Source organism: Pseudoalteromonas sp. 4NS20-0020 (genome assembly GCF_057554385.1).
In genome coordinates, this window is record NZ_BAAJMI010000001.1 from 383,881 (window position 1) to 407,847 (window position 23,967).

Genomic DNA, 23,967 nt, shown 5'->3' on the forward strand with positions numbered 1-23,967 from the left:
TTGATGACCAACCCTCTTTTAAAAGTTGCTTTACCTCTTACTCTACTTGGTGTTTTATCTGGCTGTGGCTCTGATGATAGCGCAAGCTCTACAGGTTATGTTCAAATGTATAATGGCTCATACAACAGCCCTTATACGCGCTTGTTTGTTGAAGAAACAGAGCGCTCAGGCGCCGACTTTGCAGAAGTCACCACCCGCCATAATTACAGTACTGGCACATTTGATGTTAGCTTTGAATATTTAGACGCTAACGATAGCTACATTACTATTAGCGACCAAGAAATTTCAATTAAAGGTGATAAAACGCAATTAGTTGTCATGAGTGGTGATTTTGCTGAACCCACCTTTACAGAGTTAACGGTGCCTATTAGTAGCGATACGGGTGAGTTTAATCTTGGCTTTTTTAATATTACGGGTGAAGACACCAGCTACGATATTTATCTTGCAACAGACGATGGCGTATTTGAAAGCGCGACATTGTTTGCATCTGCGCAGTACTTAAGTGAATTAGACTTACAAAGTGTAGATGAAGGATATTACACTATTTTTATTACCCCCGCGGGCAGTAGTGATGTAGTTTACGAGTCGTCATCGGTTTATTTGTATGATGAGGCAAGCTACGTAGCGATTATCCGCCCAAGTTATGCCACAGAGCTAAGTGGCATTACGCTTGATGTAGTAACCGACAATAACTATGTTACTGAACTTAAACACCAATCGGCATTAGGGCAATTACGTTTTATTAATACCCTTGATGACTATTCACCAGTTAGCTTCAGTGTAACGCGTGGTACTACAGAAACCCCAACAAATACGGTATCAAGCGATGCGTATACAGATTACATAGAGCTTTCGCCAAACAGTTACAGCGTAGCGATGTTTGATGAGCAAGGTAATAAACTAGCCGATAACTTTTTAATGACGCTTGAACGTGGGCAAAGCGCGGTTGGCATTTTTTATAACGATATCGATAATGGCCTACGCATGATGAGTGTTGAAGAGCATTTAACACCAAGCAGTTATAGCCATACCGTATCGGTTGTTAACCTTATTGAGAGTTACGCAGGGCAGTCGGTGACCGACATTGATGTGTACTTTACTCTTGATGGAGAAACGGTCGACGACACCAGCAATGTAGTTGATGGCATAGACCGCTACGATCAAGAAGAGCAAGTAGTTGATAACGAAATTTATACAGTTTACGCAGTTTATGAAGATAACGGACAGCAAATTGTACTTATTCAACAAAGTGATATGGATTTTACTCAAGAGGGAAATTACATATTAATTTTAGAGCATGACGAAACCACAGCAACGGGTTATAAAATGTCTTTAGAGCGCACAATTACAGACAGTGTTGAATAATAAAATGAGAGTTAAAAGCCTAAATACAGAGTGTATTTAGGCTTTTTATTGAACAAAATTTAACGGCTTAGTAATAATTAGGTACACTCATGACATAATAAATAATAAGAGTGTGCCATGGATGATTTTATTGGGTTAATAGTGATAGTCATTCTGATTATTGCAACCGGTGCTTTGTGTGGATTAATTGCATTAATACAAGTAAACGGCCTAAAGCAAGAAATCGCGATTTTAAGGGCTAAAGTAGTCAAGCTGCAGGCAAGCCCAAGTGCTGATCATTCTGATACAAAAACTTTTTCATCCTCAAAACACGTTGCGCCTTTAAATGCACAATCTACTGCTTATAAAGTAGAGCCCAGCTCAGTACCAAAAAGTAATTCAGCGCAAAATGAGCCAGTAAATACGGTTGTAACGTCTAACGTTAAATCAACAAAAGCGAACCCCGCTATCCCTTTATTTATTGCCTCCGTGTTTGAAAAGCTACGCACCGGGTTTGAACAAAATTGGATGACCTGGATTGGCGCAATAGCGCTTGCTTTTGGCGGTATATTTTTAGCTAAATACAGCTTAGAAGCAGGGCTATTATCACCCGTAATGAGGCTCAGCTTAGGTGGTTTATTTGGGGTAGGTTTGATCATAGCTGCAAGCTATTTACACTATAAACGTATTATTTTTGAAGGCTTTAATAACTACATACCTGCAGCACTTGCCAGTGGCGGGTTTATAACTTGTTTTGCATTAACGCTTTTAGCTCACAGTAGCTATCAAATGCTTAGCCCTACAACCGCTTTTATTGTGTTAGCTATTATTGCCATAAGTGCGAGCATAATGGCAATAACACTTGGGCCATTGCTAGCGGTGCTAGGAATTATTGGTGCTTACAGCGTGCCTATTTGGGTTAATACCGGTAGTAGCAACGTATTTGCATTATTTATGTATGTTGGCTTTGTTAGTTTATCGGCATCCTTGGTTGCACACAAAGTGCAGCGAGCTTGGCTTTGGTATTTAATGTGGGCAGGGCATATTGGTTGGTATTTAGTTGGTTTTATAATAATGCAGCTAAAAAGTAATACACCTTGGTTACTTGCAACTTTTGCATTACTGAGTATTGTTGGCCTGATTGCTTTGCCGCGTTTGGGTTTTAAATTAAAAAGTATTGAACATCGTCCGCACTCTTTAAAACGCCTTATAAAAGTATTCCCCGATCACCTTTTACTCCTTGCCTTTATAGTTCCGCTAATTTTTACCATGTCGATAAGCTATTACAATTTAGAATGGCAAACTATCGGTGTATTAAGTATTGGATTGTTATTATTTTTAGCACTTAAAAATAGTCGCTGGGATCTATGGCAAGGGCTATCACTCGTTATTGCTACACTAATGATTATAAGCGCAGAGCAAATGAATTCTTTATCCGCTTTTTTTGATGATGGATTATTTATATTTAAAAGCGAATACGGCTTAGGGTTATTGCTTGGTTTTGGCTTTATGGCGTACGGACTTTATTTTGGTAAAAAACAGGTAAAACGATTAGCGTTTCATATTACTGCGGCATTTAGCGTTTTTGTAATGATAAGTACTTTGTATGTACTCATTCCAAACAATGCGTTAAGCACCGCTTATCCACTTTGGGCTTTTGTATTATGTGTGGTTGCGGCTATTTTAATTAAGTGTGCGCAGCATAATACAACGTTGTTTCAGCGTTTTACTTACTGGGTAGGCGCAAATGCGAATATTACTTTAGCTATAACTATGCTTCTAAGCGACAGCGGTTTAACCATTGCATTAGCTATTCAAGTACTGTTAATTAGTGTGCTCATAAAGCGCTATAATGTGCCTATGCCGCATTGGCCTATTAAAGCGCTAGTGGCTGCTTTATTACTTCGGTTAACGCTTGCGCCATGGACACCAAGTTACGACGCTCTTACATTATTTGGCTTGCACTGGAGTATTATTGTATATCCGCTGTGTACCGCATTATTTTTTGCCACAGCTAAATGCTATAAAACATCGCAATTAAAAGTGTGGTTAGAAGGGGCCGCGCTTCATTGCTTTGCGCTGTTCATTACAACCGAAACCAGTTACCAGTTAGTGGGGCACTCCCCACAATTTGACGCGCTTAGTTTTTATGAGCAAGTTTTGCTTACCTGTAATTGGCTTGCGCTGGGCTGCGTTTATTTGCATCGTGCACGTATTGCGGGGAGCTTAGCTAAGCTTTATCAAATTGCAGGGAGTGTATTAGCAGGCGGCGCTGGCTTTATGTCACTTAAAACACTACTCGACGATAACCCGTTATTAACCTCTATTTATATTGGTGAGCTCCCAGTACTTAATTGGCTGTTTTTACTTTGGTTAGTACCAGCCGGCTTAACGGTTTGGTTATACTCACTTATTAAACCTATAAACGCTAGGATAGCGCCGTTTGTACTTGGTGTTGCAGGTATACTTGGCTTAATTGCCATTAATAGTTTTATTCGTCAATACTGGCAAGGGGCTTATATTTATCTATCAAAAGGGGCCAGTAACGAAGAGTTGTATAGCTACTCTGTTATTTGGCTAATACTAGGCGCTGGTACGGTTATATTCGGACACCTTAAAAACCAGTTATTTATTCAAAAAATAGGCTTAGGATTACTTGCGGCTGTTATTGTAAAAGTGTTTTTAATTGATATGGCTAATTTAACGGGGCTGTTAAAAGCCCTGTCGTTTATTGGTTTAGGGCTTTCGTTAGTTGGGCTAAGTTGGTTATTTCAAAAGCTTAGAAGCCGCTCAAAAACACTATAAAATATATAGATACTTTATTAAGCAAAGCCCAGTAAACGTACTGGGCTTTTTATTTGCTAGTAACTAAGTTACAAATTAAGTGCTGTGATTAAGCAGGGCTTTTAATTTACCCGGCTTAATAGGTTTACTTAAGTAGTGAATATTAGCTGCTTTTGTTTCTTGTTTAAGTTCGGTGTCGCGCACTGCGGTAATTAAAATAGCCGGAATGTCGTTTTGCCATATTTCTCTGAGTGCTTTAATTAAAGTGATGCCATCGCACTCATTGCCTAACTGGTAATCCATTAATATAACATCCGGTGCGCTATGCGCTTTGGCATGCGACATGACGTTTTCGACATTATCAAACAGGGTATAATTTGCTTGCCACTTTTTAAGTAAGCTTGCCATAGCTGCGAGGTTTTCTGGATCGTCGTCTACGGCAATAATGTTTATTGCGGTACGGTTTTCTATTAGGTTACTCGCTGCGCTTTTTTGCTGAACAAACAGGGCGTCACCATAGGGTACATCAATACTAAAGCGGCTGCCTTTACCGGGTTCTGAGTGCACATCAAGCTCTAAACTTAATAAATCTGCCATACGCTTCACCACGCCAAGGCCCAGCCCTACGCCTTTGTTGTCGCCAGACTCGACGCGATAAAAATCGTTAAATATTTTGGCTTGTTCAACGTCGCTAATACCAGGGCCTGTGTCCCATACTTCAATGCGCAGGCTATGTTTTCGGTTTCTACATGCCACTAACACGCGTCCTTTATCAGTATATTTAACAGCATTAGACACTAAATTTTGAATAATTCGGCGCAGGTAGGTGATATCGCTATGCACAACTTGGCCACCAGAACGTACGGTGAGCTTTAGTCCTTTATCACTTGATAAAATAGCGTACTCACTTTTTAGTGGGGCTAAAATATCTTCAATGTAAAAGTGGCGCGGTGTGGGGGTCATTGCGCCTTGCTCTAGTTTAGCTATTTCAAGTAGGGCTGACATTAAGTGAACAGTCGAATCTAGGCTGTCACCAAGCTTATTAAAGTTATTTGCATTAGTGGCATCAAGTTGTTTTTCATCAATGGCAGCTAGGTATAAACGCGCTGCATTGAGGGGTTGTAAAATATCGTGGCTAGCCAGTGCTAAAAAGCGCGTTTTACTGTCGTTTGCTTGTTCGGCCTCTCGTTTTGCTAAAGTAAGTGCTTCCTCCGTTTTTACTCGGCTGTCTATTTGCGCTTGTAAGTCTTTATTTATGGTTTGTACTTCTTGGGTACGGGCCTCAATACGGTTTTCTAGATCCATGTTCACTTCTTCAAGCGCATTTTGGGTGCTTATGTGAGTTGTGATATCAGAAAAGCTCGTTACAAAGCCGCCATCAGGCAGTGGATTACCAATCATCTCAAACACTTGGCCATTACGACGGTGGCGGATAAAGTGATGAGAGCTACCATTTTTTAAATGTTGCACGCGTTTTTCTATTTGGCGTTCTATTTCGCCAGGCCCACATTCACCGCGTTTAGCGTTGTATCTAATAATATCCTCTATGGGTTGGCCAACTTCTAAAAAACCTTCAGGGTAGTTAAACATGGCACTGTAGCGCTTGTTCCATGCCACTAGCTTTAAGTTTTTATCAACAACCGAAATACCATGGCTTAAGTTTTCTAAAGAGGTAAATAATAGGTTTTGGTTAAATTGTAGGGCTTGCGTGGTTTCATCAAAAAAGTTAACAACTTCTTCAAATGCCATGCGTTTACCCGATGACACCGTATGAATAAGCGCCTGTGCAGATGATGCGCCTAAAACACCAGTTAATGCGCGTTCGCAATAGGCTATAAATTCCGGCTCTGGGTGAGCGTTATTGTCGTTTAAATGGTGCGCAAGTGCGTAATGAGCCAGTATTTGTTGGCTGCGTTGGATGCCTAAAAAGGTTTGCAGCAATATTTTAAAGTCGTAAACCGTTGCTTTAACATCTTTATTCAAACGGCGAGACAAAATAGCCTGATCTTTTGGATTTACAAACGCAGCGGCCTGAATTTTATCAATAAGGCGCTCTTCAGCCCCTAAAGAAAAACTAATATAACAACCAACATTTGCAAAGAGTGCGATGAGTGTTCCACGAGTGATGAGTGTTTGTTGTAACTCGCTATTTAAGGTATTACCTGCATCTAAAATGGGTAACATTAAAAACAGCACCCAGCAGGTTATACCAGCTAGAAGACCAGCATAAACCCCATAGGCATGACCTTTTCGCCAATATAAGCCACCAACAATTGAGGGCAATAACTGAGTCACTAACGAAAAGGCAACTAAGCCCATACTAGCCAGTGCGCTGCTATGGCCAAACCATTGTTGATAAAAATAAGCCAATATTAAAATACCGGCAATGGTAAAGCGCCTTACTAATAAAATTTGTGCCTTATAGCTGGTGGTAATTAGGTTACGTTTAAACTTACGACGCAGTATTAATGGCAGCACTACATCGTTTGAGATCATGGTACTTAGAGTTAGTGTTGCAACCACAATCATGGCTGTTGCAGCCGATAGGCCACCAATAAATACAAAGGTTGTTAAAAAGGCGTTGTTGTTAATTAGCGGCAGTGCCAGTACAAAGCTGTCTGGCGAATAACCAATACCAATATTTGGGTGAATAGCGGCAGTCGCTATAGGTAAAATCATTGCTGCGGTTAGTAATAAATATAAGGGGAACGCCCAACGAGCGGTATTTAAATGGCGCTTATTTTGGTTGTCGACCACGGTTACATGAAACTGGCGGGGTAAACAAATAATTGCCGCGGCCGCCATAAGGGATTGGCCAATAAAATTAAAACTAAAAAAATTAAAGTGACTCCAGTGTGCCCAAGCAGATTCGGTTAACTGAGCTGATGAGGTTTCTGGTAGGTTGAATAATGTATAAATAGCGAGGCCTGCCACAGCCATTAATGCAAAAAGCTTGATTAAAGATTCGAATGCTACAGCTAGCATTAACCCAGAGCGATACTCGGTGACATCGACTTTGCGGGTACCAAAAAATATTGCAAATAATGCCATGATAAGTGTGGCAGAAAGTGCCAGCATATCACCCGATATTTTATTGCTGTTTTGCAATAGCAAAAAGCTAGTGCTTAGGGCTTTAAGTTGCAACGCAATGTAAGGAATAGTGGCTAGCAGCGCAATAAGAGTCACCAAAATGGCGGTGGTTTGGCGTTTGCCATAACGGGCGGAAATAAAGTCGGCAATGGTCGTGATGTTTTGTTTTTTACTAACCAAAACCAGTTTGCGTAAAAAACCCTGCCCGAAAAAAAACAATAAGGCCGGACCCAATAAAATAGGTAAATAGCTCCAGCTGCTGGTGGCTGCGGTTCCCACCGAGCCGTAATAGGTCCAAGAGGTACAGTAAATACCAATTGCAAACGAATACACAAAAGGATGATGACTAATACGCTTTGCCAAAGGCGTTGTTTTATCGCCCCAGTTTGCCAGCCAAAACAGTACCCCTATATACCCTAATGCAACAATAATCAGAACGGCAGTCATGGTGTTATTAACCCTTATTATTTTTAAATGACCCTCAACCCAAGAGGTTATTACACAATACCAGAACTGAGCTTAGGTGTGGGGGTTGATTTTAAATAGTAAATTAAAGTGAAAATATATCTTACTGAATAATAACAATAAAAAGTAAAGAGCCCCCGTATTAGACTAATGTCGCATTTGAGAGCTGAGTGGTAAATCAGCAATAAGTATAGCAAGTATAAAAAGCGTAACATGCTGATATTAAATAAAAATAACGTTTTCTATTAAATAGGTTAAATGCAGTTTACGTAAACGTTAATTAGGTGTTACGACTATGGTCTCAATTCAATATGTGAGCTGCGTTGCTAAATTGATTAGCGAAGATAAAAAACCACCCATCGCGATACTGCGGTGCTTAAAGGGGAAAATAAAAATGGCTTTTAAAGACGAAGAACAAGCAAAAGCTTATTGGGCTGAAAACATTTCACTACTGTTTAAATTACTAGCAGTGTGGTTTGTGGTCTCATTTGGCTTTGGCATATTACTGGTAGATGTACTGAATGAAGTACGTTTTTTTGGGTTTAAACTTGGCTTCTGGTTCTCCCAGCAAGGCGCGATTTACACCTTTGTGGCTTTGATTTTTGTGTACGTTTTCAAAATGAATACGTTAGATAAAAAATACGGCGTAGACGAATAGGAGCTAAGCAATGGATGTTCAAACACTCACATTTATAATTGTTGGTTTAAGCTTTGCGCTTTATATCGGCATTGCAATTTGGGCCCGTGCGGGTTCAACAAACGAATTTTACGTAGCGGGCGGCGGCGTACCTCCACTAGCTAATGGTATGGCAACTGCAGCTGACTGGATGAGCGCCGCGTCGTTTATTTCAATGGCGGGTATTATTTCGTTCGCAGGGTATGATGGCGGCGTTTACTTAATGGGGTGGACTGGCGGTTACGTATTGCTCGCTATGTGTTTAGCGCCTTACTTACGTAAATTCGGTAAGTTCACAGTACCTGACTTTATTGGCGACCGTTACTACTCGCGTACAGCGCGCTTAGTGGCCATTTTATGTGCCATATTTATTTGTTTTACTTATATTGCAGGGCAAATGCGCGGCGTAGGCGTTGTGTTTTCTCGCTTTTTAGAAGTAGAAATTGAAACCGGTGTTTACATTGGTATGGTGATTGTATTTTTCTATGCGGTTCTTGGCGGCATGAAAGGCATTACCTATACACAAGTAGCGCAGTATTGTGTACTTGTATTTGCATACTTAGTTCCGGCTATTTTTATCTCAATGATGATGACGGGTCACTTCTTTCCACAAACAGGCTTTGGTGCCACTTTAAGTGACGGCTCAGGTATGTATGTACTTGATAAACTTGACGGGTTAAGCGCAGAGCTGGGTTTTGCACAATACACCGAAGGCTCTAAAAGCATGATTGATGTATTCGCCATTACAGGTGCATTAATGGTCGGTACTGCAGGTTTACCACATGTAATTGTTCGCTTCTTCACTGTACCGCGTGTAAAAGATACGCGTATTTCAGCAGCGTGGACGTTGGTATTTATTGCTATTGTTTATACTACCGCACCAGCAGTTGCTTCGTTTGCACGTGTAAACATGATCGATACAATCAATGGTAAAGACGGCAGCGGCACAGCGTACGCAGAAGCACCCGCGTGGATCAAAAACTGGGAGCGTACAGGCCTAATCACTTTTAATGATAAAAATGGTGACGGCAAAATGTTCTACACAGCAGGTAAAATAGAGGATCCAAATAGCGCAAATGAAGTAAAAGTAGACCGCGATATTATGGTATTGGCTAATCCTGAGATAGCTAATTTACCTGCATGGGTTGTTGCACTTGTAGCCGCAGGGGGGATTGCTGCAGCACTGTCGACAACAGCGGGTTTACTACTGGTTATTTCGACTTCTGTTTCGCACGATTTACTCAAACGTACTCTGAAACCCGATATTAGTGATAAACAAGAGCTACTGGCCGCTCGATTAGCCGCGATGATTGCCATTGTTATATCTGCTTACTTTGGTATTAATCCGCCTGGCTTTGTAGCGTCGGTGGTCGCATTTGCCTTTGGTTTAGCAGCGGCGAGTTTCTTCCCTGCAATTATCATGGGAATATTCTCTAAAACAATGAACAGAGAAGGCGCTATTGCAGGCATGATCACCGGTATTGGCTTTACTGCAGCGTATATCATCTTCTTTAAATTTGTGAGCCCAGAGCTTAACAGCCCAGAGAACTGGTTCTTAGGTATTTCGCCTGAAGGTATAGGTTTAGTCGGTATGGTAATTAACTTTGTTGTTGCTGCCGTAGTACTGAAATTCACTCAACCAACACCTGTTGAAATACAAGAAATGGTAGAAGGTATTCGTAATCCTAAAGGGTCGGCAGAAGCGCACGCGCATTAAGCCAACTTATATGTAAAGTACCAAAAGCCCGACCTTAGTCGGGCTTTTTATTTGTATAAATAATGAGTACATTGGTGCTGTGTATACTTTTAAGTGAGTGTAACAATGAGTGTAGAACAACAAGAAGTGGCCCAATATGTTTACCTTCAAGCGCCGTTCAGCATGCTCGATAACAGTGCTTGCGACTACTTTGTAAACCATCTTGATGTTATTTATTTAACGCGAGAAAACCAAGCGCAGTGGCTACAGAGCGAACACCCAAAGCTTTTTTTAATTCGCTCAGGTCTTTACGATTTAGTTGATGCTAAAGGTGAAGTCGTGGCGCGTCTGGCACAAGGTGATTATTTTGGTTTTCCCTCGCTTTTAACTGGCGAAGCAATTCAAAATAAATTGGCGGTTCAAAAAGAGGGCATAGTGTATATGCTCAACCAAGAACACTTTGATTTTTTACGCCGAGAGTACAAACCTTTTGAGCAATACTTTGTTAGAGCTCACGCCAATAGATTACTATCATCACATTATAAAAGTAAAAACGACAGTTGGTCAGAGCGCAGAATATCTGAACTCATGACCCGCACAGCCATAACGCTTTCACCCGATGCCAGCATTCGACAAAGCGCTAAAAAAATGAAAGAGCACGGTGTGTCGTCAATTATGGTTATTCAACATGCCCATTTAGTTGGCGTGGTAACAGACCGCGATCTGCGAAATAGGGTGCTTGCCGACGAAGTAGACCCGCAAGAAGCGGTTAGCAGCATAATGACCACAAACCCTAAATTTATATTTGAAAATAATCGCGTGTTTTCTGCGTTGCATTTAATGCTTAAATATAATATTCACCACTTGCCAGTGCTTGATGAAAGCCATAACCCGATAGGTATGCTCACCAGTACTGATTTACTGCGCCAACAAAAAAGTGATCCTGTGCAGCTCATTGGCCGCATTTATAAAGCGCATAACGTGACCGACTTAAAACGTTACGCCAAAGAAGTGCCCGATTTACTAAAGAGCTTCTCTCATAATATTGACGATATTTCACTTATTGGTAAATTACTAAGCGGGTTAACCGATGCATTAACATCGCGCTTGATCAGACTATTTCAAGAAGATCACGGCGCAGCCCCAACCAGTTTTAGTTTTATATGCTTTGGCTCACAAGCACGCGAAGAGCAAACATTGCATTCAGATCAAGATAACGGCCTACTGCTCCCCAACGATTTAACTCAAGAGCAGCATACTTACTTTAAAAAAATGGGAGAGTTTGTTTGCGAACAACTCGTTGAATGCGGCATTAGGCGATGCCCTGGTAACATAATGGCAAGTAGTGACTTATGCCGCATGAGCGTGAACGATTGGTCGGAACGCTTCTTTAAATGGATAAAAAGCCCAACCCCCGAAGCCATGCTTAATTGTAAAATATTTTTTGATTTACGCTTTATAGAAGGTTCAAATTCGTTATATACCGCATTTTGTGAACAATTAGTGCGCATATCGCGAAACGATTTATTTTATGCAGCCATGGCTACCGACATAAATAATAACAGCGTACCCATAGGTTTATTTAACAAGTTTAAAACGCAAAAAGGTGACAACAACCACAAATACATAGATTTGAAAAAACGCGGTGTGGTGATCATTAACGACATAGTGCGCTTATACGCATTAAAAGCGGGAATTAAACGGGCTAACACCCAAGAGCGCCTAGAAGCATTATTAAAGTATAACCTCATCAACAAAGACGATATTTACAACTTAAAAGACTGTTGGCGGTTTTTAACTCAGCTGCGCTTAAGCACACAAATTAATGAAGAGGGGTTACCAAGCAACTGTATTAACCCTAATAAATTAAATTCACTAGAGCGCCATCAGTTAAAAGAAGCGTTTTATTTAGTAAAACAAGCGCAGCAAGGCGCCGCGTTTAAATTTGCACGGGGCAGCTTGTGAGGCTCTCATGGTAAAAATGTTACTTACGCGGTATATAAAGCGCCGTCAATTACTAGCAAAAAATGCATTCTCGCAGCGCTATTTGGTGATTGATTTAGAGCTCACAGGGCTTGACTCAAAACAGCACGAAATAGTGTCGGTTGCATGGGTTGTAATTGATAACCAATGTATAAAAATGAGCGAGTCGCAGCATTTTATTAATAAAGACGTAAAAAGCCTTGAACAAAGCCCGGTTTTTCATGGTATTAGTACTGACTCGGTGGCACAAGGGAAAAGCCTACAGAGTATTTTAATGTCTTTAAGCGCTCACTTTAGTGACTGCATTTTAGTATTTCATAATGCCATGCTTGACTGGGGCTTTTTAAAGTTAGCACTAAAAAATGCAGGGGTCACCCAGCGGCCTAAGCTGATCATCGATACCCTACAAATAGAAAAAAAGCGCTTACTGCAACACGCAAGCGATATAAAATTAGATGATTTAACCTTAAATGAATGCCGTAATCGCTACGATTTACCAAGCTATCATTGCCATCATGCGCTTACCGATGCACAAGCCACTGCTGAGCTGTTATTGGCCCAATGCCACCAAATAGGCGCCGGTAAAGAGTTAACGTTAAGAGCACTAGTTTAACAAAGCTATTTCACTTACGTATAATTTTGTTAAACTCAATTTTTTTAAAAGGATTTATTATGGTAATTGAAGCCGCCAGTAAGTATTACAACCAGTTAAACAATGACCTCAAAGCAGTCAAAAAGTACATTCACAATAATTTTGGTGTGTTTCTTACTATTCTTTACTTACTGGGTAGTTTATCAGGTGTTGTGTATCTTTACGTTTTACTTAATAACTTTTCGATTGATGTGTTCAACTTTATTGAAATAAGTGACTTTTTACTGGCACTGATTTCAAATCCTTTACTTATTACTATTTATACTACGCTCATCGTTTTAATAGCTATTTATTTAAATTGGCGCTCAGGACACATGCCAGATCCTAGTAAAACAACCGTGTTAAAAAAACTTTATTATGGCTTTGGTTACCCGCTCTATTTATTAAAACCTAGTTACTCAGTAATGTTATTTTTAGCACTTATAATATCTATATACCCTACTATGTTGGCGTATTCACACAGTAAAGACATAATAAATGAAAGAACAATGAGTTATCACTTATCATTAAATTATCCAATTGCTCAGAGTAAAGTAACTCAACTTCAAAATGTTCAAATAGTAGCCTCAACAATGGGGAATTTATTTGTTTATGATAATAAACAAGATAAGTTACTTATTATTTCACAAGAAAATATTTCAGCATTAATACCTAATGAAAATAAAGAAAAAACGGTTAGCTCAGAGTCAAAAGAGTAGCCTCTACATCACCCAAAAATTAGCTAATTTAATGAGGATACTCAGGCACGTAAGCATAAAATATTTAGCTGAAATATTATTAAATGTTACTTATAGGTGTAGGCATATAAGTCATAATTTCACTTTTACAAGGAACGAATATGAAACTTATCATCGCTATTTTTATTGCCTTATTTCCACTTGTTACGTTTGCAAATTCAAGTTTGCCGCCGAATAGACATATTGCTGTCCAGGGGAAGGGTGAGGTATTAGCTAAACCAGATCTAGCCAAAATTTCATTTGAGGTGGTTAGTATGAAAAAAGAATCACTTGATGCAAAACGTGATGTGGATGCTAGGGTTAATTTATTTTTAAACAGTTTAGATAAGTATGGGGTCGAAGAGTCGGCAGTATCAGCCTCAAATTTATTAACTACTGCTGATATGCAATATTTAGAAAGTGGTGAAGAAAAACGGGTAGGTTACATTGCTTCGCGTTCACTCAAAGTTACTATTGATGATATTAACAAGATGAATGAAATTGTTGATTTTGCATTGAGTGTAAAAATAAATGAAGTAACTAATATAGAGTTACTGTCTTCAAAAGCCAAAGAGTTGGAAGCTCAGGCTACGCAGAATGCAGTAGAAAATGCGAAAGTTAAAGGTAAAGTACTAGCGAGTTCATTTGGTGCATCTCTTGGAAATATTTATAGTATTAATTCTAATAACAATCGCTCAAATTATGGCTATCATTCAATGTATGTTGAGCGCATTGATGTGACTGGTTCGAAAATGAGTGAGTCTCCTTTTGCAGCGGGGCATTATTTAGAAATTTCTATAACATTTGAATCATCTATAAACGTGGTGTTTGATTTAGAGATAAAATAACAATTAGGGTATGAGGCATTAGAGAAATGGAATTAAAGTATTTTTATATTGGGTTTGGTGTCATTGCATTACTGAATCTCATTGTTAGCGTTCTTTTAATAAAGCGCGATGATTTAGAGGTTTTTCAAAAAGTGGCACAAGTCATATTGGTCTGGTTAATTCCGTTGTTTGCTGCGGTTGGTTTGTGGTTGTTTTATCGCTCACAGGATAAGCCCAAAAGCATACCTAAAAGCTTTGGTGGAGGAACTTCCTCTGGTACGAACACACACAATGGAAGCGGGTTATAAGCAAATTTTAACGTGTATACTTTAATGCTATGTGGGGATTTTCAACGTTAATTTAAAGTTTCTAATCGCCCCCTCTTATAATCAGGCGCAAGGTCGATTACAATACAGGCATCTAAAAGGCACATAGCCTTTATCTGCACGCTAAAAGAGTGGATTTTATATTTCATGGCAATCAAACTTGCAATTAATGGTTTTGGTCGTATTGGTCGAAATATTGTCCGCGCGTTGTACGAGTCAGGTTTGAGCGACGAGATTAAAATTGTTGCCATTAACGAACTGGCTGACCCTGAAGCTATTGCTCATTTATTAAAATACGACACATCCCACGGTCGTTTTTCTTTTCCTGTAAAACTTGGTGAAGACACCATTAGTGTTGCAGGCGATACTATTGCACTTTTTTGTGAAGAAAACCCAGTAGAATTGCCTTGGCAAACCCTTGATGTAGATGTGGTACTTGAATGTACTGGTGTTTATCATTCGCGTGAGCATGCACAGTTACACATTACAGCGGGCGCCAAAAAGGTGTTGTTTTCGCATCCAGCTGATAACGACGTAGATGCCACTATTGTTTATGGCATAAACGACGATGAGCTTAAAAGCGAGCATACTATTGTATCTAACGGCTCGTGTACCACAAACTGTGTAGTGCCAGTAATAAAAGTATTAGACGATGCCTTTGGTATTGAGTCGGGTGCTATTACCACTATTCATGCATCGATGAACGATCAACAAGTGATTGACGCGTACCATCATGATTTACGCCGTACCCGCGCTGCGAGTCAGTCTATTATTCCGGTAGATACAAAACTTGCCCGCGGTATAGACCGCATATTACCTAAATTTGAAGGTCGCTTTGAGGCCATAGCTGTTCGCGTTCCAACAATTAATGTAACGGCTATGGATTTAAGTGTAACGGTTAATGCCGATGTAGATTTAAAGGCCGTTAATAATGCACTTAAAGCACAAGCAAAAGATAGACTCGAAGGTATTTTAAGCTACACCGAAGAGCCGCTTGTATCAGTTGATTTTAATCACGATCCACATTCTTGTATTATTGATGGCACACAGACACGAGTTAGTCACAAACGGCTGATAAAGTTACTTGTTTGGTGTGATAATGAGTGGGGATTTGCAAATCGTATGCTCGATACAGCGCGTGCGATGGTTGCAGTAACTCAGTAACTTTTTATATTACTATAATAATTTAAAACGTATTTTTCAGGTTCAGTATCGTTAACTAAGGAGATATTCATGTCGGTCATAAAAATGGCAGATTTAGATTTAAACGGCAAACGCGTATTAATTCGTGAAGATTTAAATGTACCAGTTAAAGCAGGTAAAGTGACGTCAGATGCGCGTATTCGTGCTGCACTACCTACTATTAAATTAGCCCTTGAGAAAGGCGCTAAAGTAATGGTTATGTCACACCTTGGCCGTCCTACGGAAGGGGAATACAACGAAGAATATTCGCTTGCCCCTGTAGCTGATTACCTAAACGATGCGCTAGCGCAAACAGTGCGTCTTGAAAAAGACTACTTAAATGGCGTAGATGTAGCTGATAACGAAGTGGTTGTATTTGAAAACGTGCGCTTTAATAAAGGCGAGAAGAAAAACGACGAAGCGTTATCAAAACAACTTGCAGCTTTATGTGATGTATACGTAATGGATGCCTTTGGTACAGCTCACCGCGCACAAGCGTCTACTCATGGTGTTGGTTTATTTGCTGATGTTGCCTGTGCAGGCCCATTACTATCGGCTGAACTTGAAGCATTAGGAAAAGCACTTGATAATCCAGCTCGCCCATTAGTGGCTATTGTGGGTGGTTCAAAAGTTTCGACTAAACTAACTGTACTAGATTCACTGTCTAAAATTGTTGACCAGCTAGTAACTGGCGGCGGTATTGCTAATACGTTTATTGCAGCTGCAGGCAATCCGGTAGGTAAATCACTTTTTGAAGCTGATTTAATGGATGAAGCAAATCGTTTATGTGCAGCAGCGAAGGCAAACGATGGTGAAATTCCAGTTCCTACGGATGTAGTGGTAGGTAATGAGTTTTCAGAGTCAGCAGTTGCTACGCTTAAAGATGTAAGCGAAGTGACTAGCGACGATATGATTTTTGATATTGGCCCAGATACCGCCAGCCAACTTGCTAAAATTATTGCAAATGCAGGCACGGTAGTATGGAATGGTCCTGTAGGTGTATTTGAGTTTGATCAGTTTGGCAACGGCACGCGTGCTATTGCTCAAGCAATTGCTAATTCAAACGCATTTTCAATTGCGGGTGGCGGTGATACCTTAGCTGCAATTGATAAATACGGCATAGCCGATAAAGTTTCTTACATTTCTACCGGTGGTGGTGCGTTCTTAGAGTTTTTAGAAGGCAAAAAGCTTCCAGCAGTAGAAATGCTAGAGTCACGCGCTAAATAAAGTTATTTAGCCGTGTAAAGTGAGGGGAAACCCTCACTAATCATTAATTATTAAATACCTCTCACCCTAATTTAATAATTAATGTGTACGAAGCTTAACTGCAGAGCAGTGGGTTTCGTGGTGTTATTTAAACGCCAAACTAACATATCCGTTCAAACTAGATGGCAGTGAAATGCTATCGATAAATTGGAGAATACCCAATGGCTTTAATCAGTATGCGACAACTTTTAGATCATGCAGCTGAGCATGGTTACGGCGTACCCGCTTTTAACGTGAATAACCAAGAGCAAATGCGCGCAATAATGGAAGCGGCTGACAAAACAAACAGCCCAGTAATCGTTCAAGGATCAGCAGGCGCTCGTGCTTATGCCGGTGCTCCATTTATTCGCCATATGATTTTAGCAGCCGTTGAAGAATGGCCACATATCCCTGTCGTAATGCATCAAGATCACGGCACCTCGCCCGGTGTTTGTCAGCGTTCAATTCAACTTGGTTTTTCATCAGTAATGATGGATGGCTCGTTAATGAGCGATGGTAAAACGCCTTCAAGTTATGAATACAACGTTGAAGTTACTCGCGAAACAGTGGCTATGGCACATGCGTGCGGTGTATCGGTTGAGGGCGAGCTAGGTGTATTAGGTTCACTTGAAACGGGTGAAGCGGGCGAAGAAGACGGTGTAGGCGCAGAAGGTAAATTAACAACTGATCAAATGCTAACTGATCCTGAAGAAGCCGCTGACTTTGTAAATAAAACCCATGTTGATGCGCTTGCGATTGCATGTGGTACATCGCACGGGGCTTACAAATTTACGCGCCCACCAACAGATGATATTTTAGCAATTGATCGCATTAAAGCCATTCACGCACGTATTCCTAACACGCATTTAGTAATGCATGGATCGTCGTCGGTACCACAAGAATGGCTAGAGATCATAAACCAGTACGGTGGCGAAATTCCTGAAACCTACGGTGTACCAGTTGAGCAAATTGTTGAAGGTATTAAGCACGGTGTTCGTAAAGTAAATATTGATACCGATTTACGTTTAGCGTCTACCGGTGCTATTCGTCGTCATATGGCGCTTAATCCATCTAACTTTGATCCACGTAAATACCTAGCAGAAGCTACAAAAGCGATGACAGAGATTTGTGTTGCACGTTACAACTCGTTTGGAACGGCAGGGCAGGCTGGTAAAATTAAACCAATTTCTCTTGATGACATGCACCTTAAGTACTTAAGCGGCGAGTTAGCACCACAGATTAAATAATCGATCGATTAAACAGATCATGTGTAAAGGCCAGTAATATTATTACTGGCTTTTTTATTGCCTGCCAATAGCAGATCATGCAATTACCAACGGTATCAATTGGGATCACTCATTTACTAACACAGGTTGTATTGGATCATTACTTTACTAAGTAAACGTAATTTTTAGCTTTATTTAGCATTAAAAATAATCAGATCTTTTTTTATTTGTACAAACAATCAACAGCTTAACTTTTTGAGTAGGTAGAGTATTGATCTCAACATTGATCGCCTTGGTAAAAATCTGATCTTTAAAGTGAAGCTTAGTAAAATCCAGATCTATTAAAAGCTAAGTAAATACAAACAAAGGCAGACTTAGTAAAGCAATGATCTGAGTATTCGATCATATTTAAAGTTTAGTTTTTGTAAGTACTAAAAATGTCTTTATTCAATTTTTAAAATATATAAATTTGTGACAGGAGTGAGATTTTTATTATTAATTTGGCTTTTTTTTACCCCGATTTTAATTTACACGTTACACTTTCATAAAAATGTAATACTTAGTCATAATAATGAAAACTTATTCGATAGCTTAAGAGATAAATTGGAATGTCACGTAAAGTACTAGTCGTAGACGACGAAGCGCCTATCAGAGAGATGCTTGTTTTTGTATTAGAGCAAAATGGATTTCAGGCAATTGAAGCTGAAGATTATGATTCTGCTATTGCTGCAATGGTTGAGCCTTACCCTGATATGGTATTGCTTGATTGGATGTTGCCTGGCGGAAGCGGTATTCAAATTGCTAAAAAGTTTAAGCAAAACGAACACACGCGCCAAATACCTATTATTATGCTTACAGCTCGCGGTGAAGAAGAAGACAAAGTACGCGGCTTAGAAGTAGGCGCTGACGACTACGTAACTAAACCGTTTTCGCCAAAAGAATTAATGGCGCGTATTAAAGCGGTTATTCGTCGTGTGTCGCCAACCTCTTTAGAAGAAGCGATTGAAGTGCATGGCTTACGCTTAGATCCTATTTCTCATCGTGTTACTTCTGAAGGAAATGAGCTTGATATGGGCCCTACAGAGTTTAGGCTCCTTCACTTTTTCATGACTCACCCTGAACGGGTTTACAGCCGTGAACAATTGTTAGATCATGTGTGGGGAACCAATGTGTATGTGGAAGACCGTACTGTTGATGTTCATATTCGCCGTTTACGCAAAGCAATTGGCCCGTTAGGACACGATCGTTTGGTTCAGACCGTGCGTGGTGCAGGGTACCGTTTTTCAAGTAAACTATAACCTACTTAAACACCAGCTTAGTTTTATACGTGTATAACTACTCTAAGGTAAAGTGAGTGTATGTATCGAGTTGTTAATAAGCAGGCGTTGATAAAGCGTCTGTTTATCTATTTTTTACCCTTACTATTAATTGGTGTGCTAGTTGGCGCACCTTTTTTGCTTTTATTTTTAGGCTCTTTTTCACTTCTTGTTTGGCATTATCATCAATTATACCGTTTAAGCGATTGGCTTTTAAATCAGCGCAGTTTTAACCCCCCTGAAGGCGAAGGTGCATGGGAGCAAGTGTTTGAAGGCATTTATCACCTACAACACCGTAACCGAAAAAAACGAAATGAATTGGCCGATTTAATTAGGCGATTTCGTGATGGGGCCGAAGCGGTACCCGATGCTGTTATTGTGCTTCAAACCGATTTAAGCATTGTGTGGTGCAATCAGCTAGCGCTTAAGGTACTAGGGCTGCAGTGGCCTACCGATCATGGGCAGCGCTTAGATAACTTAATACGCGAACCTAAGTTTGCAAAATATATGCACAAAGGTAATTTTGACGAAGCACTAGAACTTGATAATGGCCATGCTATTGAACAAGTGCTTGAGTTTAGGGTAATGCCCTATGCAACTACGCAGTTAATGGTTGTGGTGCGCGACGTAACCCGTTTAAAGCAGCTTGAACAAATGCGCAAAGACTTTGTTGCCAATGTATCGCATGAGCTGCGAACGCCGCTTACGGTGGTTACAGGTTACCTTGAAATGATGGACAGCGACAACTTACCGCCTCCTGCAATGTGGAATAAAGCACAATCTACCATGCTTGAGCAGTGCAAACGCATGGACAGTTTGGTCAGCCAGTTATTATCCCTTTCCCGAATAGAAGGTTCACGCAGACAAGATAACGATAAAGCGATTAATGTACCTCAGTTACTTGGTTATATTCAAACAGAAGCCCAGTCTATTAATCAAGACAAAGGCCACGAATTACTCTTTGATATAGATAACACACTCGACATAAAAGGCTCTGAAGATGAGCTGCGTAGTGCGTTTTCTAATTTAGTTTTTAACGCTATTCATTACACTAAACCTGGCGGAAAAATACAGGTTAGCTGGCTTCGTAAAAATAATACCGCTTGTTTTACTGTTGTTGATAACGGTGATGGCATTGCTGCAGAACATATTAATCGACTGACTGAGCGGTTTTATCGTGTAGATAAAGCACGAAGCAGAACCACAGGAGGGTCTGGTTTAGGCTTGGCAATTACAAAACATGTGTTAACACGCCACGATAGTAAATTAAATATCGCCAGTGAAGTTGGAAAGGGTTCTTGTTTTTCTTTTTGTTTTTCAATAGATAAGATCGTTGAACCCCAAAATAAACAACAAGTTTTGGTAAAGTCATAAAAGTGTCATTTAAGAGTCATATCATTGTCATGTACTCACTTTAGAGTGGGCAGCAGTTAGAAAATGGGACGAACAAATCGGAGAACCCACATGAAATTTAAAAATTTAGTTGCCGCAATGGGTGTGGCTGTTACAACTTTCGTATCTGCTCAAGCAGTGGCTTTAGATCAAGACATTCCTGAGTATCAAAAAATCAGCGGCGTATCAGGCAACTTTTCATCAGTAGGTTCTGACACTTTAGCTAACATGATGACGTTTTGGGCTGAAGAGTACAAACGTATTTACCCAAATGTAAACATTCAAATTCAAGCGGCAGGTTCTTCTACAGCGCCTCCAGCATTAACCGAAGGTACTGCTAACCTAGGTCCAATGAGCCGTGCAATGAAATCAAAAGAAATCGAAGCGTTTGAAAAACGTTACGGTTACAAGCCAACAGCAGTTCGCGTAGCTATTGATGCACTTGCTGTTTATGTACACAAAGATAACCCAATTGAAGGTCTTCGTATTGACCAAGTTGACGCTATTTTCTCATCAACTCGTAAGTGTGGTGCGTCAGAGCAAGTTAACCGTTGGAGCGATGTAGGCCTTGAAGGTAGCTGGGCAGCACGCGACATTCAATTATACGGACGTAACTCTGTATCAGGTACTTACGGTTACTTTAAGAAAAAAGCACTGTGTAAAGGTGACTTCCGTAATAACGTAAATGAACAGCCGGGTTCTGCATCTGTAGTACAGTCAATTTCGTCTTCACTGAACGCAATTGGTTACTCAGGTATTGGTTACAAAACGTCAGGTGTACGTACTGTTCCATTGTCTAAAAAAGGCACTAACTTTGTAGATGCAACACTTGATAACGTTGCGCAAGGAAAATACCCACTTTCTCGCTTTTTATACGTGTACGTTAACAAGCACCCAAATAAAGCCTTGTCTCCGATGGAAGCTGAATTCTTAAAAATGATTCTTTCAAAAGACGGTCAACAAATTGTAGAAAAAGATGGTTATGTTCCTCTTTCTGCAAAGCTAGTTGAAGTAGAGCTTAAAAAACTAGGTTTAAAATAATAAACCTAAGCAATAAAAAAACCGCTCATTGAGCGGTTTTTTTGTGCTTAAAATTAAACATTTTAGGGAATTAAATACCACCTAACTTTTCAGCACGTGCTTTACATTGGTTGTATGTTTCTACACATTTAGCAGAACATACTTGTTGCTTAAGCCCTTCAGCTGTTGTTTGTTGCTCGCAGGTGCTTTCGCAACGAAAGTTTTGTTGAGCACATTGGTTCATCTCGGCATTTTCAACATGGTTTTGACAACCGGCTAAAACAGCTAAAGTGAGCGCAACCACGCTTGTTTTTATTAATATATGCATTTTTAATCCTTAAAGTAAGCTCAATAAATTAAATATCGACCTGCATGTTGTCAATTAATCTCACAGAGCCTAAAAAGGCGGCGGCTAAAATAACAAAATGGTTATCATCGAGTGTAGCAGTTTTTAAGGTATCTCGTTGAGCTATCTCAAAATAGTCTGGCTTTAAGCCTGCTTGCTCTAGGCTTTGTTTAGCATGTGTTTTAAGCGAAGTGAAATCTTTATTCCCTTGCTTAAGCTGCTCGGCACACTGGCCTAGCGCTTTAAATAAAGCAGTTGCTGTTGTTTTTTGCTCTGCTGATAGGTAGCCATTACGTGAACTCATAGCAAGCCCTGATACTTCACGCATGGTGGGTACACCAATAATTTCAACAGGCATAGATAGGTCGCGAGCCATCGTTTTAATCACTTGCAGTTGCTGAAAGTCTTTTTCACCAAAGCAAGCGTAGTCAGGTTGCACTAGGTTAAATAGCTTAGTCACAACAGTTGCAACGCCTTTAAAGTGCCCAGGACGCGAACCACCACAGTAACCAAGCGACACGCCAGGTACGTCAACAAAGCTTTGCTCACCAAGGCCATTTGGATAAATTGTGCTTACACTTGGTGTAAATACAATATCAGTACCTAATTCTGCAAGGCCTTGTTTGTCCTCTGATAATGTACGTGGGTAGTTATCTAAATCTTCGTTAGCGCCAAATTGCATTGGGTTTACAAAAATACTAACAACCACTTTATCAGCTAAAGTTTTTGCTTTTTCAACGAGTGAAAAGTGTCCTCGGTGTAAATTGCCCATTGTTGGTACAAACGCCACACTCAAGCCCGCTTGTCGCCATGCTTTAATTTGACTACGTAATGATTTAATTTCAGTAATTGACTGCATTATTTAAACTCATGTTCAGCACTTGGAAAAGCGCCACTTTTTACATCGGTACAATATTTTTGAACGGCCGCTGGCATGTTGCCAGTTTCTAATAAAAAGTTTTTTGAAAATTTTGGAATATAACCTGCCGAAATACCCACTAGGTCGTGCATTACTAATATTTGACCGTCGGTCACATTACCAGCACCAATGCCAATGGTTGGAATACTAAGCGCATCAGTAATACGTTTTGCCAATGCACTCGGGATACACTCAAGTACTAATAATTGTGCGCCAGCGGCTTCAAGTGCTTTTGCATCATCAATCATTTTTTGTGCTTTGTCTTCTTCGCGGCCTTGGATTTTAAAGCCGCCAAATACGTGCACAGATTGAGGGGTAAGGCCTAAGTGCCCACACACAGGAATACCTTGTTGAGTAAGCGCTTTAATACTGTCGTAAAGCCATTCGCCACCTTCAAGTTTAACCATGTTTGCACCAGCACGCATAAGCTCTGCGGCATTTTTACACGTGTCGTTAACGCTTGAATATGTCATAAATGGCATGTCAGCAATAACAAATAATTCACGGCTTCCTGCACGCACACAGCGCGTATGGTAAGCAATATCTTGGTTGGTTACGCCAAGCGTATCATCACCGCCTTGCAGCACCATACCTAATGAATCACCGACTAAAATAACGTTAACGCCATTATCATGAAATAACTTTGCAAAGCTTGCATCGTAAGCAGTTAATGCTGTGATTTTGTTATTTTCTGCTTTCATTTTATTTAAAGTAGAAACGGTTATTTTAGACATAATATTCCTCGCAGGCACAAGCCTTGGT

Annotated in this window: 19 protein-coding genes; 15 read left to right on the plus strand and 4 right to left on the minus strand. The window is 40.2% G+C overall.

The annotated features are described in order from the left end of the window. The first annotated feature begins 3 nt into the window (after positions 1-3). Positions 4-1,365, plus strand: coding sequence for a hypothetical protein (locus tag AC27JL_RS01740; protein ID WP_487194659.1), 1,362 nt, complete (start codon positions 4-6; stop codon positions 1,363-1,365). Between the two features lie 117 nt (positions 1,366-1,482). After that, the gene (locus AC27JL_RS01745; RefSeq protein WP_487194660.1) at positions 1,483-4,149 is read left to right on the plus strand and encodes a DUF2339 domain-containing protein; all 2,667 of its coding nucleotides are present in this window, start codon (positions 1,483-1,485) and stop codon (positions 4,147-4,149) included. Positions 4,150-4,224: 75 nt separating this feature from the next. Here the strand turns inward: AC27JL_RS01745 and AC27JL_RS01750 are convergent, their stop codons facing one another. Continuing rightward, positions 4,225-7,665, minus strand: a complete 3,441-nt coding sequence (locus AC27JL_RS01750) for a PAS domain-containing hybrid sensor histidine kinase/response regulator (RefSeq protein ID WP_487194661.1) — start codon at positions 7,663-7,665, stop codon at positions 4,225-4,227. 412 nt (positions 7,666-8,077) lie between these two features. On the opposite strand from AC27JL_RS01750, the gene AC27JL_RS01755 reads away from it, so the two are divergent. The 13 genes from AC27JL_RS01755 (at position 8,078) to AC27JL_RS01815 (ending at position 21,961) form a co-directional block, all read left to right on the plus strand. Further along, positions 8,078-8,341, plus strand: a complete 264-nt coding sequence (locus AC27JL_RS01755; RefSeq protein WP_004586074.1) for a DUF4212 domain-containing protein — start codon at positions 8,078-8,080, stop codon at positions 8,339-8,341. A 10-nt stretch (positions 8,342-8,351) separates the two neighbouring features. After that, positions 8,352-10,076: a sodium:solute symporter family protein gene (locus AC27JL_RS01760; RefSeq protein ID WP_006791848.1), complete on the plus strand. Its 1,725-nt coding sequence runs from the start codon at positions 8,352-8,354 to the stop codon at positions 10,074-10,076. Positions 10,077-10,181: 105 nt separating this feature from the next. Beyond that, entirely contained in the window at positions 10,182-12,020 is a 1,839-nt protein-coding gene (locus AC27JL_RS01765; RefSeq protein ID WP_487194663.1) for a DUF294 nucleotidyltransferase-like domain-containing protein, read from the plus strand. Positions 12,021-12,027: 7 nt separating this feature from the next. After that, a complete protein-coding gene (locus AC27JL_RS01770; protein ID WP_248518558.1) occupies positions 12,028-12,651 on the plus strand; it encodes a 3'-5' exonuclease in 624 nt (207 codons plus the stop codon). Positions 12,652-12,710: 59 nt separating this feature from the next. Then, entirely contained in the window at positions 12,711-13,388 is a 678-nt protein-coding gene (locus AC27JL_RS01775; protein WP_487194664.1) for a hypothetical protein, read from the plus strand. Positions 13,389-13,528: 140 nt separating this feature from the next. After that, complete coding sequence (locus AC27JL_RS01780) at positions 13,529-14,254, plus strand: SIMPL domain-containing protein (RefSeq protein ID WP_248518556.1); 726 nt, start codon at positions 13,529-13,531, stop codon at positions 14,252-14,254. 26 nt (positions 14,255-14,280) lie between these two features. Beyond that, on the plus strand, positions 14,281-14,541 hold the full coding sequence (locus AC27JL_RS01785) for a hypothetical protein (protein WP_008128928.1): 261 nt from the start codon (positions 14,281-14,283) through the stop codon (positions 14,539-14,541). Positions 14,542-14,706: 165 nt separating this feature from the next. Continuing rightward, the gene (gene epd / locus AC27JL_RS01790) at positions 14,707-15,723 is read left to right on the plus strand and encodes an erythrose-4-phosphate dehydrogenase (RefSeq protein ID WP_006791866.1); all 1,017 of its coding nucleotides are present in this window, start codon (positions 14,707-14,709) and stop codon (positions 15,721-15,723) included. Positions 15,724-15,792: 69 nt separating this feature from the next. Then, positions 15,793-16,968 carry a phosphoglycerate kinase gene (locus AC27JL_RS01795; RefSeq protein WP_006791867.1) on the plus strand — a complete coding sequence of 392 codons (1,176 nt, stop codon included), beginning with the start codon at positions 15,793-15,795 and terminating at the stop codon, positions 16,966-16,968. A gap of 200 nt (positions 16,969-17,168) precedes the next feature. Next, positions 17,169-18,233, plus strand: a complete 1,065-nt coding sequence (gene fba, locus AC27JL_RS01800) for a class II fructose-bisphosphate aldolase (RefSeq protein WP_006791868.1) — start codon at positions 17,169-17,171, stop codon at positions 18,231-18,233. Between the two features lie 587 nt (positions 18,234-18,820). Continuing rightward, positions 18,821-19,510 (plus strand): phosphate regulon transcriptional regulator PhoB, encoded by a 690-nt coding sequence (gene phoB, locus AC27JL_RS01805; RefSeq protein ID WP_006791869.1) that lies wholly within the window; start codon positions 18,821-18,823, stop codon positions 19,508-19,510. 60 nt (positions 19,511-19,570) lie between these two features. Continuing rightward, positions 19,571-20,902 (plus strand): phosphate regulon sensor histidine kinase PhoR, encoded by a 1,332-nt coding sequence (gene phoR, locus AC27JL_RS01810; RefSeq protein ID WP_058428426.1) that lies wholly within the window; start codon positions 19,571-19,573, stop codon positions 20,900-20,902. 90 nt (positions 20,903-20,992) lie between these two features. After that, positions 20,993-21,961, plus strand: a complete 969-nt coding sequence (locus AC27JL_RS01815; protein WP_006791871.1) for a PstS family phosphate ABC transporter substrate-binding protein — start codon at positions 20,993-20,995, stop codon at positions 21,959-21,961. A gap of 70 nt (positions 21,962-22,031) precedes the next feature. Here the strand turns inward: AC27JL_RS01815 and AC27JL_RS01820 are convergent, their stop codons facing one another. Genes AC27JL_RS01820 through panB form a run of 3 tightly spaced genes read right to left on the minus strand, consistent with a single transcriptional unit; the run spans position 22,032 to position 23,939 of the window. Next, positions 22,032-22,268: a hypothetical protein gene (locus AC27JL_RS01820; protein WP_006791872.1), complete on the minus strand. Its 237-nt coding sequence runs from the start codon at positions 22,266-22,268 to the stop codon at positions 22,032-22,034. A gap of 28 nt (positions 22,269-22,296) precedes the next feature. Then, a complete protein-coding gene (gene panC / locus AC27JL_RS01825) occupies positions 22,297-23,145 on the minus strand; it encodes a pantoate--beta-alanine ligase (protein ID WP_006791873.1) in 849 nt (282 codons plus the stop codon). Continuing rightward, positions 23,145-23,939 (minus strand): 3-methyl-2-oxobutanoate hydroxymethyltransferase, encoded by a 795-nt coding sequence (gene panB, locus AC27JL_RS01830; RefSeq protein WP_006791874.1) that lies wholly within the window; start codon positions 23,937-23,939, stop codon positions 23,145-23,147. Before panB ends, panC begins: the two co-directional genes overlap by 1 nt. Between the last annotated feature and the right edge of the window lie 28 nt (positions 23,940-23,967).